The sequence below is a fragment of the Pseudomonas sp. 29 genome, from assembly GCF_002754355.1.
GTDB lineage: Bacteria > Pseudomonadota > Gammaproteobacteria > Pseudomonadales > Pseudomonadaceae > Aquipseudomonas > Aquipseudomonas neuropathica.
This window is the reverse complement of record NZ_PEEY01000001.1, coordinates 1,580,995-1,595,486: the sequence shown is the minus strand read 5'-3', so window position 1 is coordinate 1,595,486 and position 14,492 is coordinate 1,580,995. Positions and strand designations below refer to the sequence as shown.

Here is a 14,492-nt window from a genome sequence, read left to right as displayed (position 1 = left end):
TTTGGGCTGGCGATTATGCATCAAATCGAATGAACTGCTCGGGCCGCGACGCCCGTTCGCTGAATTTGCAGCGACCCCCCGAGCCTATCCAGCCGATTTCCGAGGCACAACCGACGCGACTTGTCGGAAAACTCCGCGCAATTTTCAACGTCTGTAGGACGAGCACCTTTCCCACAGACCAACACTTTTCAACCTGTGGGAGCGAGCCTGCTCGCGAAAGCGGTATGTCAGGCACCGTAGATGTTGAATGTGCTGACGCCTTCGCGAGCAAGCTCGCTCCCACAGGGTTCTCCGGTGGGTACAGAAATGGCGTGCACAAAAAAGGCGATGCCTCTCGGGAGTCATCTTCAATCTGACGGTTAACTCATAGATCAAAATTCATTGCGGTTTACTTCGAACCGGTCTTGAACCCCTGTAATTTCTGACAGTAGACACATTGCCCCGGTCGATCCGAGATTAACCAGGCGCCCTTGGGCAGGACGGCGCATGCCAATTTACTGACTTCAAGGAATCAAACCATGAGATATACCGATACGAAATACGAAGGCTTCACTATCCGCGAATACTCCTCCGACACCCCAGGTCTGCGTTATCAGGTGATCTATAGCGCAACGGATGAGAGTTTGTTGCTTGAGACCCGCAAACACGCCGAGCAATTGATCATTGAGCGATTGCAGCGGATGAAAAGTGGAGGCAAAGCTTTTTGAATCGGCCGGGCTAACGCTCACCTTGTGCAGGAGCTGCGGCAGCTCCCGCACAAGGTGAGTTGTCAGGTATTTGCGGGGATTTCGTGGTTATCCAGCACGCGGTTCACCGCCAGTTCGGCGAGCATGATGATTTGCTGGATGGCCAGAATCGTGCGTCGCTGCGGCAGGTCGATGTAGGCGGCGATGTCGCTGGTCATGAGGCTGGCCTGGGCCAGCGATTCGCAGGCGTGGACCAGCAGGCTTTCGCTGTCCTGTTCGGGGGCGACCTGGAACATGGTGCTGGGTTTGTGAAAGCGCAGGGTCAAGGCGTTGGGTTTGAGGTAGTGGTCGAGCGCGCGTTCGGCGGCTTCGTGGAATCGCTTCGAGCCGGGGAATTCGTAGGGGGTGGTGTCTTCGGTTTCAGGTGGATTGGGTGTTGGCTTTTTCATGATGAATACTCAGTTGGTGATAGTGGAGCTGCCTCCGATTGCCGCGACGCAATCTGAGGTGGCAGCTGTACGCGGGTTCGCGGACCGATAACTGAGAAATCGGCATACCTCCAAGGACGGTATCCCGCGCACAGCCGCCATGACACAAACAACGGGCACCGAGGTGCCGTCAGATTGGCGATTATGCATCAGTTATCGGGCCGCGACGCCCCATCGCTGAATTTGCAGCGACCCCCCGAGCCTACCCACCCCATTTCCGAGGCACAACCGACGCGACTTGTCGGAAAACTCCGCGCAATTTTCAACGTCTGTAGGACGAGCACCTTTCCCACGGATAAACACTTTTCAACCTGTGGGAGCGAGCCTGCTCGCGAAAGCGGTGTGTCAGGCACCGTAAATGTTGAATGTGCTGACGCCTTCGCGAGCAGGCTCGCTCCCACAGGGTTCTCCGGTGGGTTAAGGAATGGCGTGCACAAAAAAAGGCGATGTCCCTTGCGGGACATCGCCTTCATTTTTACCGCCGCTAAAACTTACTCCGGCAGTTTGTAGGCAATCACGTAGTCACCCATCTTGGTGCCCAGCGAGCCGTGACCGCCGACAACCAGCAGCACGTATTGCTTGCCGTCCTTACCGGTGTAGGTCATCGGGGTCGCTTGACCACCCGCCGGCAGACGCGATTTCCACAGCTCTTTACCGCTGTTCACGTCGTACGCGCGCAGGTACTGGTCGAGGGTGCCGCTGAGGAAGCCGACGCCGCCGGCCGTCACCATCGAACCGCCCATGCTAGGCACGCCCAAGTTGAAGCCGATCGGGATTGGCGAGCTGTCGCGGCTGGTGCCGTTTTTACGTTTCCACACGACTTTGCCGGTGGTCAGGTCGATACCGGCAACGTAGCCCCAGGCCGGGGCCTGGCACGGTACGCCGAATGGCGACATGAACGGGTGCATGATCACCGCGTATGGCGCGCCGGTGTTCGGTTGCACGCCAGCGGTTTCGCTTTCGCGTTTGCTGCCGGCGGCGACTTGCTCGCGTGGCACCATTTTCGAAACGAAGGCCATGTAGTTCGGGCTGGTGAACAGCATCTGGCGAACCGGGTCGACCGAGACGCCGCCCCAGTTGAACACGCCGACGTTACCCGGGTAGATCAGGCTGCCCTGTTCCGACGGCGGGGTGTACTGGCCTTCATAACGCAGTTCCTTGAACTGGATGCGGCACAGCATCTGGTCGAACGGGCTCGCGCCCCACATGGCTTTTTCGGTCAGTTCCGGAGCCAGCAGGTTGAGGTCCGAACGGGCCTGGGTCGGTGCGGTGTGGTCGCCTTTGACGGCGCCTTGCGGGACCGGGATTTCCTTGATCGGAATGATCGGCGTGCCGTCACGACGGTCGAGGACGTACAGGCTGCCCTGTTTGGTCGGAGCGATCAGCGCCGGTTTCACGCCGTCGGCGGTTTTCATGTCGAGCAGGGTTGGCTGGCTGCCAACGTCCATGTCCCACAGGTCGTGGTGGGTGAACTGGTAGTTCCAGCGCACTTTGCCGGTGGCCAGGTCCAGGGCGACGACGCCGGCGCTGAATTTCTCGGCGCCCGGGGTGCGGTCAGCGCCCCACTGGTCTGGAGTCTGGTTGCCCAGTGGCAGGTAAACCATGCCGAGTTTTTCGTCGACACTGGCCAGCGACCACATGTTCGCGGAGTTGCGGCTGTAGGTTTCGCCCGGTGCCAAAGGCTCGGTGGCGTCTGGCTTGTCGCTGTCCCAGTTCCATACGAGGTGACCGTCGCGCACGTCGAAAGCGCGGATCACGCCCGATGGCTCGTTGGTCGATTCGTTGTCGGTCACGTGACCGCCCATGATCACCAGATCACGGGTAATCGCCGCTGGCGAGGTGGAGTAGTAGCCGCCAGCGGTGAACGGGCCGATGCCTTGGGTCAGGTCAACCACGCCGTTTTTGCCGAAGCCTTCGCAGATCTTGCCGGTGTCGGCGTTCAGGGCGATCAGGCGGGCATCAGCGGTGGGCAGGTACAGACGACGCGGGCAAGCCTGCGCAACGGCTTTGCCAGCCTCGGAAATCACCGCCGAGGCAGCGTTTTCAGTTTTCGCGTAAGCGGCTTCGTCGTAGTACGACACGCCACGGCAAGTCATGTGCGCGAAGCCTTTGAAGCCGACCGGGCTCTTGATCTGTGGGTCGAAGCGCCACAGTTCTTTGCCGGTGTCCGGGTCCAGGGCCAACACTTTGCTGTGCGCGGTGCAGGCATAGATCATGCCGTTGGCTTTCAGCGGAGTGTTTTCGTTGGTCAGCTCGACCGGGTCATCAGCGGTCGGCAAGTCACCGGTCTGGATGCGCCAGGCTTCTTGCAACTTGCCGACGTTGGCCGGGGTGATCTGCTTCAGTGGTGAGTAGCGGTCACCGAATTCGGTGCGGCCGTAGGCCTGCCAGTCGCCATCGGGCATGGCTGGCGCGGTGCTGGTGGTGTCCGCGGTGTCGCGGCCCAGTTCGCCGAAGGTTTCGCCCGGGTGGGTGAACAGGCTGGCCAGAGCGGTGACGCCGGCCAGCACCACAGCGACGGTCAGACCGCCAGTGCCCATCGGCGCCGGGCCGTTAAGCAGCAGCGGACGACGGAACCACGGCAGCAGCATGACGAAGCCGAGGACAAACCACAGGGCCAGGCGTGGCACCAGTTGCCACCAGTCCAGACCGACTTCCCACAGCGCCCAAACGGTGCTGGCAAACAGAACGATGGCGTACAGGCCCAGCGCCGCGCGACGGCGCATCAGCATCAGAATGCCGGACAGCGCGATGCCGATACCGGCCAGCAGGTAGTACAGCGAGCCGCCGAGCATGCTCAGCTTGACCCCACCGGCCAACATGGCCAGGCCCATCAGTAGAAGCAGAATGCCGAGCAGGCTCGGTAGCAGACGGCCCCGACTCGAAGCACTTTCGGTGCTCATAGTGTGATTCTCCGTGACGTTTATGTAGTCCCGCGCTGTAGTCACTTTAGATGACGATTTGGCACAGGCATGGTTCAGATAAAAACTTGTCTAGCTAACGAATTTCTTTTTTGTAGGAGTGAGCCTGCTCGCGATGGCGGTGTTTCAGTCACTGGAGATGTCGCCTGAAACACCGCTATCGCGAGCAGGCTCACTCCTACAATGGATTTACGTAAATCGTTTAGAACGAGGACTGGATCTTGATCCCGCCGATCAAGGCGTCGTCGACGTTGTTCACGCCACCGGGGTGGCGGATGTATTGCAGGTTCGGGCGTACGGTCAGCCAGTTGGTCACGTGCACGCCGTAGTACAGCTCGGCGCTGTATTCGGTGTCTTGCGGCGGCAGGAAGGACGGATCGTCGTAGTCGTACACGGCGTTGGCGCGGTTGCTGGCTTCGGCATTTTTGCGGAAGGCCGGGTTGACGTGCACGCGGGCGAGGGCGAAACCGATGTCATCCTTGGCGCGCGCATCGAGCGGGCCTTTGTAGGTGATGCCGGCCTGCACGTAGTTGTCGATCGCGTTGGTTTTCTTGTCGTGCATCGTGCCGTTGGCGAACACGCTGAGGCCGCGCGAGTTATCGCTGGCCATGCTGGTGATTTGCTGCTGAATACCCAGCCACACGCCGTGTTTGCTCGACGCGCTGCGATAGGCTTCACCGCTCAGGGCCGCCGGTTGGCCGTGGCTGTCTTTATAGACGTCGCTGGCGTTAGCGTTGCTGTAGTAGTAACCGGCACGGTATTCACCCGGCAGGCCGTTGAGTTTCGGCGTCCACACCAGTTCGATCGGCAGGATCGCGCCCTGGGTGCCGCTGCCGCTGAGTTTGAAACCGTTGCCGCGATCGAGGTTCGACGGGTTCTGCTCGTAAGCGCCGACCTGTGCGTACAGCTCTGGGGTCAGGTGATATTTGACGCGCAGCGCCCATTGGCTGACCGGCCAGTTGTACCAGATGCCGCCGACCCAGTTGCCGACCTGCGAGCCGCAGAACGCCAGGTTCTGGAAGTCGCACGGGAAGCTGTTGAAGTCTTCGCCCTCGCCGAAACGACCGACCTTGATGTCGAGTTTCTGATCGAAGAATTTCTGCTGGTACCACATCTGCGTCAGGCGCGTGGTCTGGCCACGGCCCCAGACTTCCTGGGCCGAGGTGAAGCCGCCAACGCGCGGATCGTTGATGCGGTCGTTGCTGATGTTGTTGCCGCTGCGCTTGGTGATGGTCAGTTGAAATTCGGCGTCGTCCCAGCCGAGGATCTTTTGCAAGTCCAGGTGCGTGCCCAGGCCGAACTGATCGCTATAGCGCGCAGTGCGGTCGTGGTCGTAGCCGCCGTGCAGGTTGCTGCCCATTTCGCCGGTGTAATCGAGCTTGAAGTCGTAGCCTTTTTCCGAGAGTTCGGTGCGCGTGCCGTTCCAGTCACCGAGCATGTACGGTGATTCACTGTCGAACGCGGGCGCCGCTTGAACGCAAGTGGCGAGGCCGAGGGCGGTAAAGCCGCCAAGGGTGCGCAGGGTTGAGATAGCGCTGTCTCGGGAGAAGGAAAAATCGGGCATGGCTCAGTCTTTTTTTGGTGTTTTCGGGGTGCAATTCGAGCGCTTCAATATGTCGCAGGCAGTGAAGCGATTCAGCGGAAGGGCGGCAGGATAAAGATCTGTTACAAAAAGACAAAGGCCTTTTGTGAACATGCAGCGTTTCGGATTCGGTAACAGTGCGGCAAACGGGCGCATTGTCGGCCGGGTCGTGGCCTGCGATCTTTCCAGGTTGGCCTACATTTGAAGTCAGGCCTTCCACCCGGTCAGCCCCTCGGCTAAGGTGCGCGGCTTCCGCATTTTCACTTCGCCCAAAGGCCTGGCATGAACGAACAAACTCCCGATCCGCTGCACGGCGTCACCCTTGAACAGATCCTCAATGCACTGGTGAGCCATTACGAATGGTCGGGACTGGCCGAGCGCATCGATATTCGCTGCTTCAAGAGTGATCCGAGCATCAAGTCGAGCTTGACGTTCCTGCGTAAAACGCCATGGGCGCGCGAGAAGGTCGAGCGTCTGTACGTGAAATTGATGCGCACCAAGCGACCGCTCTGAAATGCATGCCGGTTGTTGGCGCCGCCGCCTGATCACCTGCGCAGCCATATTGGGCTGGGCGGGGTTGGGCATTCAGCTTTATCTGATTTTCTTCGCACGTTTAAGCGTCGGCGCCAGCCTGTTGGGCGGGCTGGTGAGCTTTTTCAGCTACTTCACGATTCTGACCAACACGCTGGTGGCGACGGTGCTGACCTGTGCCGTGACCGCTCGCGAATCCGCCGCGCGCGGCTGGTTTTTGCAGCCGTGGGTCAGCAGTGGCATTGCCGTGAGTATTGCTGTGGTCGGGCTTGCCTATAGCCTTTTGCTGCGGCATTTGTGGCACCCGGAAGGCTGGCAATTTATTGCTGACGAGTTGCTGCACGACGTGATGCCGCTGCTGTTTCTTGGCTATTGGTGGCTCTGCGTACCGAAAGGCACGCTGCGGTTGTGGCATCTGCCGGTGTGGCTGATCTATCCGCTGGTGTATTTCATCTACGCCTTGCTGCGCGGGCATTTGCTCGGTGCGTATGCGTATCCGTTCATTGATGTGGCGCTGTTGGGTTATCCACAGGTGCTGCTGAATGCCGGGGGGATATTGCTGGGGTTTGTGGGGATTGGCTTGCTGGTCATTGGCCTCGACCGCTGGAGGCTTGCACGAAGTTAAAGCACCTGTAGGAGTGAGCCTGCTCGCGATGGCGGTGGATCAGTTACAAATTTATTGACTGACACTCCGCTATCGCGAGCAGGCTCACTCCTACAAGGGATATCACTCTTCTTCGGAAGTGCCTTCAGCGCGCCAGTAGCCGACGGCTTTGATGAGCTGTTCATCCAGCCCATGCTCATCGATCAGCACCCGGCGAATCTGCCGTGAAACTTTCGTTTCGGTCGCCACCCACGCATACAGATTGCCTTTAGGCACCTGCAGTTGCTTCACCGTCGCCAGCAGGTTGTCCTTGCTACCCTCGCGTAACACCCAGATCACATTGACCTGCGCCGCGCTTTCGAGCACTTGCTGTTCGGCGCCGTTTTCCACTTCGATCACCACCAAGGCCTTGCGATTGGCCGCCAGGCCTTCGAGGCGGCGGGCGATGGCGGGCAGGGCGGTTTCGTCGCCGATCAGCAAGTAGCTGTCGAAAATATCCGGGACGATCATCGAGCCGCGCGGGCCGCCGATGTGCAGGTATTGCCCGGGTTGCGCTTGCTCGGCCCAGGTCGACGCAGGGCCGTCACCGTGCAGGACAAAATCGATGTCCAGTTCCAGCGCATCGAGGTCGTAGCGACGCGGCGTGTAATCACGCATTTCCGGTTTTGGTCCATCGTCCTTGCCGGCGCCGAGCACCATGGTCTCCAGCGCGGCGGCTTGTTCGGCGTTCTGCGGGAACAGCAGTTTGACGTGATCGTCAGTGCCCAGGCTGATAAACCCGGCCAGCTCCGGCCCGCCGAGGGTAATGCGGCGCATGCGCGGGGTCAGGTCGACCACGCGCAACACCTCAAGCTTGCGGCGTTTGATTTCGTGCATCACACGGTGAATGGTTTGGGTATCGACTGCAGTCATTCGGCTTTCTCCGGGGCAGGTTGAACGGCAGGGCCGTCGACGATGGCTTTGGCGGTGTCGTTAAGCAGGTCACGCACGCGCAGGATTTCTGCGGCGCTCCAGCGGCCGTGGTGCATTTGCAGGGCATGGCGCAGGTTGTGCACGGCTTCGTGGATTTCCGGCGGCCGATCATGGCCACGTAGTGAGCGTTTGCTCACATCGATCCGCATGCGCACGCCGTCCAGCGCGACCGCTTGCTCACTGAGAGATAAACGACCGGCCTCGGTGACGCTGTAGCGTTTTTTACCGCCCTCGGCGTCGCCAGTGATCAGTTCGCTCTCTTCGAGAAAGGTCAGGGTCGGGTAGATCACCCCGGGGCTGGGGCTGTACGCGCCGTCGAACATGCCTTCGATCTGGCGGATCAGGTCGTAGCCGTGGCACGGCTGTTCGGCCACCAGCGCCAGCAGCAGCAATTTCAGGTCACCGGGGGCGAATACCCGTGGGCCACGGCCGCCGCGCTCACGTCCGGGGCGCTTCTCGAAGCCGTCACGGCCGTCGCCGTGTTCGCGGTGGGGGGAATGATGGTCTCTCATTTCGGTCTTCTCTCGTCGTGTTTAGATACAACTTAAGATATATCTTAACGTCTGCGCAAGACGTTTTTCCCCACGTCGCGACCTCGGCTGACGAGCGGCAGCCCACCCGCCAATGCAAGCGATGATTTTTCAGGGGGGTGTAAGTCAGCGATAACTTGAAAGTTAAAGTCATCACTCTATTTGATGTAGAGTATATGTTCTAAATGACCCTGAGTTGCCGTACTGTCGGGGCGAAGTTGCTGTATGGTTTTTTAATTTAAACTGTCTGTAGGGGATAACTTACAGTTACTGTTTCGAATATCGTTATTTTGTTCTTTTTTCTGGCGGGTCATGGGGTTGTTTAACTACGAGGTTATCGGAAGTTGCTTGCTTACTTTCCAGAGGCAACAGTCGATGATGCCTAGGCGTTGAACGTTCAAGTTGATCTGGCTCAACTCGGGCAATGATTTACCTGAACTTTCAATGTTCATCCCCCTATCAAGAAAACAGGTACATAACGATGTTCAAGAAACTCGCAATCGCCGCTCCACTGGCTCTTCTGGCACTGGGTTCCACTGGCGCATTCGCCGCTGGTGAAGCGTCGCACTCGATCAGCCTTGTCGCGCATGTGCCGACCAACGGTTTCTATGTGGTGCCGACCGATCCGGATCTGGTCAACAAGGACCAGGACATGAGCTATCAGCCAACCACCGGCAAGATGCGCGACGTCAATGGCTTCTTCGACGTGCGCAACAATAACGGCTCGGTACACGCCAGCCTCGAGAGCCTGCCAAAACTGATCTCGGGCAGTACTTCTATCGAACTGCGCGTGCTGTTCAACAACAAGGAACTGACCCTGACTCCGCAACTGGTCGTGGGTGAAGCCGAGTCCGACGTCAACTACCGTGCGCCGCTGAACATTAGCGCGGTGGGCAACAACTTCCAGCCTGGTGATTACACCGGGGCCGTGGCGATGATCTTCGACGCCGTGACGCCATAACAGCAGTCACTTGATCGATCGATCAGGCACTAAGCCCAACTTCAATGTTGACGCTTGACCGTCGGGGCTGACGATTTGTTTGCCTCGACGGACTTCCATTGTTTGTTATCCGAGTACGCGTTCATGTTCCCGATGACACCCATCGCGGCTGCGCTTGCGCTGTTGTTTTGTGCCAGCGCAGCTGTGGCTTCCAACTCCACCGGCACCACACCCCGCAGTCTGCTGGCGCAGGCCAAGGGTTTGCCGGCGGATTTCGAGGAGCATTTCTTTGATGTACCGCTGGCGGTACGGGTCGAAGTCGATCAGCAACCACTGGGTGAGGCCATGGTGGTGTTGTCCCGCGACGATCGCCTCACCCTGCTCGAATTCACTGACACCAGCGAAAATCGTTTTGGCCCCGCCGAGCGGGAAAAATGGGCGAGCTATCTGAAACCCGGCGTGCCCTTGGGTGCGTGCAGCGGTTCCTGCCCGGACCAGTTTCTGGCGGTGCATTACAACCTGGAAAACTCGCTGGTCTCGATTCTCACCGAAAATGCCGAACGCGACGTTGAAGCCAAGCGTTACTTCGAACAGCCTGATGGTGGCAGTCATGGCTTGATGGTGCGTAACCAGCTCAACCTCAATGGCGGCCAGGATCAGGATCTCGGCGGGCGTTTCGGCCTCGAAGCCAGCTCAAGTCTGGGCAGTTGGAGTCAGACACTGAATCTGCAAGTGGCCCGTCTCGGCGGTCCGGACGACAAGCTTTATCACGCCGTTCAAGAGCTGCACACCCAGCGCGAACTGCAAGGCAGTTTTTTCCGCCTGGGCTATTTCACCCCCAATTCCGAAGGGCTGACACGCCAGCCGCGTACGTTCGGCAGCAGTCCCGACACCGCCGTCGGCGTGATGTACGGCAGCTCCGACAGCCTGGCCATCAACAGCCCGATGCCCAGCGTTTATCCGATCTATGTCACGGCCAACCGCCAGGGTTCCGTCGAGATCTGGCGCGATGGCCTGCTGATCAATACCCAATCGGTGCCGGCCGGTTTGCAGACCCTCGACACCCGGCCGCTGCCCGGTGGCATTTATGAGGTGGAAGTCCGGCTGATCGAAGACGGCCAGATCACCTCCACTACTCAGGAGTTGGTGTACAAGCCCAACAACTGGCGCAACCTCGACGAGCGCTGGCGCTACAACGTCTTTGCCGGCGAAGAACAGAAACTGCTGAGCAACTGGGACACCCAGGCCAGCGGCAGCCCGACAGCGGGCGCTTCGGTGAATTACCTGTTGCATCCGCGCGTCATCCTCGGGCTGTCGGCGCGACAGATTCGCGAAAAACTGCAATACGGCACGTCCATCGACTGGACCCTGGCCAATCACATCAGCCTCTACGCCAACGTCTACAAGACCGAGGATTACGGCACCGGTCTCGATCTGCAAAGCCTCTACAACTACGGCGCCGGCAGTCTTGTCGTCAGCCATAACCGCAGCTGGCTCGACACCACCAATACCTACGACACGTTGCCGGACGGCACCCGGGTGCGCCCGCGCAATGTGTTCATCGGCCAGACCAGCAATTCCTCGCTGGCGCTCAACCATCGCCTCAGCAGCAAGAGTTCGGTCAACGCGCGGGTCTCGCACAGCGAGGGCAATGTCGAAGGCATGGGCGTCGATCTGGGCTGGACCCAGCGCACGATGGTGCTGGGCAGCGATGCCAGTTGGCGCCTGTCGATTTTTGATCGGCCGGGCAGTTTCAGCAGCGGCGATGCGCGCAATCGCGGGGTCGACCTGAGCATCAACATGGCGCTCGGCGCCCCCGGTCAGCAGATCAGCGGCAGTATCGGCTCACGCACGGCCCGTGACGGTGCGCGTGACAACAACGCCTCGCTCGGCTGGCGCAAGGATTTCCGGGATCACGTCTTGCAGAACGTGTCGGTCACGGCACTCACCGACACCTACGGGGTGGGCGTCGCCAGCCTGGCCAACTTCCGCACCGACGCGGTCAATGGTGACGGCTTTATTCAGCGCTCCTCCTACAACGGCAATTTCACCGGTGGCCTCAACCTCGACAGCACGCTGGTGGTCGGTGCGCAGCAGATGCTCATGACCAGTCAGACCGAAGTGCGCGGCGCCGGGCTGATTGTCGACGTCGAGTCGGACATCGAGGACATCGTTCTGCGGGCCGACGATTTCAGCGGTGGCGGTGCGGCGTTGAAGCCGGGGCGCAATTTCATCCCGATCACCGCGTACCAGAACAGCTCGGTGAGTTTCGACTTCGAGGGCAACCACGTACCGGCCGCGTCCATCGAACCGCCGCGCACCCGCTATCACTTGAACAAGGGTGGCGTGGAGTACCGCAAGGTCCGCGTGATGAAAACCATGACCGTACTCGGCCGACTGGTGGATGGCCAGGGGCGGCCGCTCAAGGGCCATCACGTGATCAATCACGCCAGCCGTGGGGTGAGCGAAGTCGACGGGTTCTTCTCGATGGAAATGAACGCCGGCTCACCGACCCTGGAAGTGCGTCAGGGCAACCAGTTGCTCTGCCAGTTCCGCCTCAACGAGTCCGACCATCGCAGCGAAAACAATGTGCTGATGATCGGCGATCTGCGCTGCACGCCGGACACCCTCGCTGACGCTACCTCCACCGAACAGAAGGCAGGTTGATCTTATGAAAAAACTTACAGGTGGTTGTGCATTGCTGCTGGCGCTAAGCATGCCCACGGCACAGGCGATAAATCAGGAAATCCGTGCGCTGTTTCAACCCGATTCTTCGCAACCGGGCAAGAACCTGTTCGTCAACCAGACGCCCAATAGCGGCTATTGCGTGAACTTCCCTGCGCAGTGCGCCAGCGCCAACATGTTCAGCATCGAGTTGCCTGTCGGCTATAGCTCAACCGGCGAGCTTATGCCGGGTGACGATGTCTCAGTGCAGGCCCCCGCCGACTGGAAACGGTTGACGGTGACTAATCAGGATACTCAGGAAACGGAAACCGTAGAGGTGCGCATCACCGGCATAGGCTCCAACTATATCCTGAGCGATACCGTGGAAAAACTGACCGGGGTGGAGCACCCGACAGGCCATGACATCCTCTGGACGTCCCTTAGCGGTTGGCTCTACGCCCCCGCGCCTTGCAGAGGCACTAGCGTGTCCGGGTACAGCGCTCGCACCTATCGCTTTTTCTGGCAGACGCCTGTGCAAGCGCCCTGCACCAAGACCGCTGCTTTCCGTATCCCCTCGATGTCTTTCGAGAAGATCGATTTTGCGTATGAGCTGAGAACCCCCAACCCGTTGAGCATGTCGAGCGGTCTGTATACCGGATCCATCGAATACTCGATGGGACCCGGTGGCGATTTTGACATGGGCGCGGCTTTTCAGCCGGACGAAGGCAGGCTGACCCTCGACTTCGTACTGGACGTACAGCACACCCTCAAAGTCGATCTCCCGCCGGGTGGCAGCAAAGTGTCGCTGGAACCCGAAGGCGGATGGGCGCAGTGGATCGACAGCGGGCGTAAGCCGAAGCGGATCTTTCGCGACCAACCGTTCTTCATCTCGGCATCTTCGCGCTTCAAGGTGATGATGCTATGCAATTCCCAGGGCGGGCCGTACTGCAATCTTGGCAGCCCCTCGGGCGACACCACATCGGTCAAGGTCTCGATGACTTTGCCCGCGGGAATCGACGGCGCCGGCAATGGCCCCGTCAATAGAATGCCGTTGAACTTCAACAACTGGGTCGGCCCGTTCCAGCCCAGCCTCTATGTCGAGCGCAAGCCCGGCGCGCTGCATTTCGAGCTGGACCCGTTTGCGATCGATTTCCTCCTGCGCCCCGGCAAGAACGACCGGCTACGCGGCAACATCACCATTATCTGGGACTCGGATGCGTGAGCGCTCCAGTCCGGCCCATTTCGATTTTCATGGAGTTGAACGCGATGAAACGTGGTTTTCTGCTGGGCGTGCTCAGCATGTGTTGCCTGACGGCGCAGGCCGGCCCGCAAATCAATGTCGGCACCGTCTACGACTATCTCGACGCTGATAAAAGTACTTACCTGAAACGCGTATTCAATAGCGGCGATGCCACGGCCTTCGTCAAGGTCAATGTGCTTGAGATCATCTACGGCGCCGATGGCGTGCCGCAGGAAGTGCCCGTGCAAAACGCTGCCGACGGTGCTTCACGCAATGGCGTGATGGCCAGTCCGGCGCGGCTGATCGTCCCGGCGCAGGGCATGCAGGGTACGCGTTTGCTGTACATGGGCGAGCGCGATCGCGAGCGCTATTTCCGCGTGCGCTTCGTCCCGGTGGTACCGGAAAAGGAAGACGAATTCGTGGTCAGCAGCGAGGAGCGCGAAGACTACAAAAACTCGCTTTCAGCCGGGGTCAACGTAATGACCGGGTTCGGCACGATCTTCTTTGTGCGGCCGAAGGACGCGCGTTTTGCCACCGTCATCAATGACACCGAAAAACGCTATGAACTGCGTAACGATGGCAACACCGTGCTGATTGTCGATGAGTTCAAGAGCTGTTCACTGAGCAAAGAAAGCGACTGCGGCGCGACCACCAAACACCACGTGCTGGCGGGCAAGACCTTTGCCTTCGACAAGGAAAAGGGCCGCGAATACCGCTTCTTTCTGATCGAAGGCAGCGAGAAAAAAAGCATGAAGACCGCCAGTCGCTAGGTTTGTTTTCCATTGACCCATCGGGTAACCAACATGATCAAGCAATGCACCGCCGCCGCGCTGATGGTCGCCACTGCGCTGACCGGCGCCGGGGCGTGGGCCGCGCGCGAAGAGCACACCTTCGAAGTGTCCCTGACCATTCCCAGCCGCCCGTTCTATATCATTCCGGCAGAACCGGACTGGATTCACCGGCCACAGCGGCTTGAGTGGGACTATCAGCGCTCGACCCTCAGCGGGCTGATGCGCAATTTCGATGTGCACCATGACAGTAGCGCGATTGAAGCGCGTCTGGCGTTCGATCCTTATCTGGAGAATGGCCGCCCCGGCGAAGTGATCGATCTGCTGGTCTCCTTCAATGATGTCGAGCTGAGTTCGCACGTCACCCCGCGCCAGGTGTTGTCCGTGGAAGAAGCCGCCAGGGGCAAACGCGTGGCGTTGAAAATCGACCCGATCGAGCCGGAGGGCGGCTATCGTTCCGGGGATTACCACGGCAGTGTGGTGCTGATGTTCAATGCCAGGGCACCGGGGGCGGAATGAGTGCGGTTTGGCCTGACCCAGAGCACG

13 protein-coding genes are annotated in these 14,492 nt (G+C 59.6%); 8 read left to right on the top strand and 5 right to left on the bottom strand.

Translation table 11 applies throughout. The features are described from left to right. The first annotated feature begins 518 nt into the window (after window positions 1-518). Window positions 519-707, top strand: coding sequence for a hypothetical protein (locus CLU80_RS07325; RefSeq protein WP_099757083.1), 189 nt, complete (start codon window positions 519-521; stop codon window positions 705-707). A gap of 62 nt (window positions 708-769) precedes the next feature. On the opposite strand, the gene CLU80_RS07320 is transcribed toward CLU80_RS07325, so the two are convergent. From CLU80_RS07320 to CLU80_RS07305, 3 genes are all read right to left on the bottom strand, one after another. Further along, on the bottom strand, window positions 770-1,135 hold the full coding sequence (locus tag CLU80_RS07320; protein WP_099757082.1) for a DUF6124 family protein: 366 nt from the start codon (window positions 1,133-1,135) through the stop codon (window positions 770-772). A gap of 530 nt (window positions 1,136-1,665) precedes the next feature. Next, window positions 1,666-4,077, bottom strand: coding sequence for a glucose/quinate/shikimate family membrane-bound PQQ-dependent dehydrogenase (locus CLU80_RS07310; protein ID WP_099757080.1), 2,412 nt, complete (start codon window positions 4,075-4,077; stop codon window positions 1,666-1,668). 220 nt (window positions 4,078-4,297) lie between these two features. Continuing rightward, window positions 4,298-5,659: a carbohydrate porin gene (locus CLU80_RS07305; RefSeq protein ID WP_099757079.1), complete on the bottom strand. Its 1,362-nt coding sequence runs from the start codon at window positions 5,657-5,659 to the stop codon at window positions 4,298-4,300. A 300-nt stretch (window positions 5,660-5,959) separates the two neighbouring features. Here CLU80_RS07305 and CLU80_RS07300 point away from each other — a divergent pair, with 300 nt between their 5' ends. Beyond that, the gene (locus tag CLU80_RS07300; RefSeq protein ID WP_007916799.1) at window positions 5,960-6,190 is read left to right on the top strand and encodes a VF530 family protein; all 231 of its coding nucleotides are present in this window, start codon (window positions 5,960-5,962) and stop codon (window positions 6,188-6,190) included. Between the two features lies 1 nt (window position 6,191). Then, window positions 6,192-6,833 (top strand): Pr6Pr family membrane protein, encoded by a 642-nt coding sequence (locus CLU80_RS07295; protein WP_099757078.1) that lies wholly within the window; start codon window positions 6,192-6,194, stop codon window positions 6,831-6,833. Between the two features lie 102 nt (window positions 6,834-6,935). On the opposite strand, the gene CLU80_RS07290 is transcribed toward CLU80_RS07295, so the two are convergent. Together CLU80_RS07290 and CLU80_RS07285 are read right to left on the bottom strand one after the other, a co-directional pair. Then, window positions 6,936-7,724 carry a siderophore-interacting protein gene (locus CLU80_RS07290; RefSeq protein ID WP_099757077.1) on the bottom strand — a complete coding sequence of 263 codons (789 nt, stop codon included), beginning with the start codon at window positions 7,722-7,724 and terminating at the stop codon, window positions 6,936-6,938. Next, a complete protein-coding gene (locus CLU80_RS07285; RefSeq protein ID WP_093430616.1) occupies window positions 7,721-8,296 on the bottom strand; it encodes a PadR family transcriptional regulator in 576 nt (191 codons plus the stop codon). The genes CLU80_RS07290 and CLU80_RS07285 overlap by 4 nt, the downstream gene beginning before the upstream one ends. A gap of 499 nt (window positions 8,297-8,795) precedes the next feature. On the opposite strand from CLU80_RS07285, the gene CLU80_RS07280 reads away from it, so the two are divergent. The 5 genes from CLU80_RS07280 (at window position 8,796) to CLU80_RS07260 (ending at window position 14,465) form a co-directional block, all read left to right on the top strand. Beyond that, complete coding sequence (locus CLU80_RS07280) at window positions 8,796-9,275, top strand: CS1 type fimbrial major subunit (protein ID WP_099757076.1); 480 nt, start codon at window positions 8,796-8,798, stop codon at window positions 9,273-9,275. A 123-nt stretch (window positions 9,276-9,398) separates the two neighbouring features. After that, window positions 9,399-11,921 (top strand): CS1-pili formation C-terminal domain-containing protein, encoded by a 2,523-nt coding sequence (locus tag CLU80_RS07275; RefSeq protein ID WP_095048322.1) that lies wholly within the window; start codon window positions 9,399-9,401, stop codon window positions 11,919-11,921. Between the two features lie 4 nt (window positions 11,922-11,925). Continuing rightward, window positions 11,926-13,140, top strand: coding sequence for a hypothetical protein (locus CLU80_RS07270; RefSeq protein WP_099757075.1), 1,215 nt, complete (start codon window positions 11,926-11,928; stop codon window positions 13,138-13,140). 44 nt (window positions 13,141-13,184) lie between these two features. Then, window positions 13,185-13,928 carry a pilus assembly protein gene (locus tag CLU80_RS07265; RefSeq protein ID WP_095125889.1) on the top strand — a complete coding sequence of 248 codons (744 nt, stop codon included), beginning with the start codon at window positions 13,185-13,187 and terminating at the stop codon, window positions 13,926-13,928. Window positions 13,929-13,961: 33 nt separating this feature from the next. Next, the gene (locus tag CLU80_RS07260; RefSeq protein ID WP_176471310.1) at window positions 13,962-14,465 is read left to right on the top strand and encodes a CS1 type fimbrial major subunit; all 504 of its coding nucleotides are present in this window, start codon (window positions 13,962-13,964) and stop codon (window positions 14,463-14,465) included. Window positions 14,466-14,492 lie beyond the last annotated feature (27 nt).

What these genes read in the sequence shown, in the direction of transcription:
- CLU80_RS07325 (WP_099757083.1), top strand. Translation starts at nt 519, where the DNA reads ATGAGATATACCGATACGAAATACGAAGGCTTCACTATCCGCGAATAC.
- CLU80_RS07320 (WP_099757082.1), bottom strand. Translation starts at nt 1,135, where the DNA reads ATGAAAAAGCCAACACCCAATCCACCTGAAACCGAAGACACCACCCCC.
- CLU80_RS07310 (WP_099757080.1), bottom strand. Translation starts at nt 4,077, where the DNA reads ATGAGCACCGAAAGTGCTTCGAGTCGGGGCCGTCTGCTACCGAGCCTG.
- CLU80_RS07305 (WP_099757079.1), bottom strand. Translation starts at nt 5,659, where the DNA reads ATGCCCGATTTTTCCTTCTCCCGAGACAGCGCTATCTCAACCCTGCGC.
- CLU80_RS07300 (WP_007916799.1), top strand. Translation starts at nt 5,960, where the DNA reads ATGAACGAACAAACTCCCGATCCGCTGCACGGCGTCACCCTTGAACAG.
- CLU80_RS07295 (WP_099757078.1), top strand. Translation starts at nt 6,192, where the DNA reads ATGCATGCCGGTTGTTGGCGCCGCCGCCTGATCACCTGCGCAGCCATA.
- CLU80_RS07290 (WP_099757077.1), bottom strand. Translation starts at nt 7,724, where the DNA reads ATGACTGCAGTCGATACCCAAACCATTCACCGTGTGATGCACGAAATC.
- CLU80_RS07285 (WP_093430616.1), bottom strand. Translation starts at nt 8,296, where the DNA reads ATGAGAGACCATCATTCCCCCCACCGCGAACACGGCGACGGCCGTGAC.
- CLU80_RS07280 (WP_099757076.1), top strand. Translation starts at nt 8,796, where the DNA reads ATGTTCAAGAAACTCGCAATCGCCGCTCCACTGGCTCTTCTGGCACTG.
- CLU80_RS07275 (WP_095048322.1), top strand. Translation starts at nt 9,399, where the DNA reads ATGTTCCCGATGACACCCATCGCGGCTGCGCTTGCGCTGTTGTTTTGT.
- CLU80_RS07270 (WP_099757075.1), top strand. Translation starts at nt 11,926, where the DNA reads ATGAAAAAACTTACAGGTGGTTGTGCATTGCTGCTGGCGCTAAGCATG.
- CLU80_RS07265 (WP_095125889.1), top strand. Translation starts at nt 13,185, where the DNA reads ATGAAACGTGGTTTTCTGCTGGGCGTGCTCAGCATGTGTTGCCTGACG.
- CLU80_RS07260 (WP_176471310.1), top strand. Translation starts at nt 13,962, where the DNA reads ATGATCAAGCAATGCACCGCCGCCGCGCTGATGGTCGCCACTGCGCTG.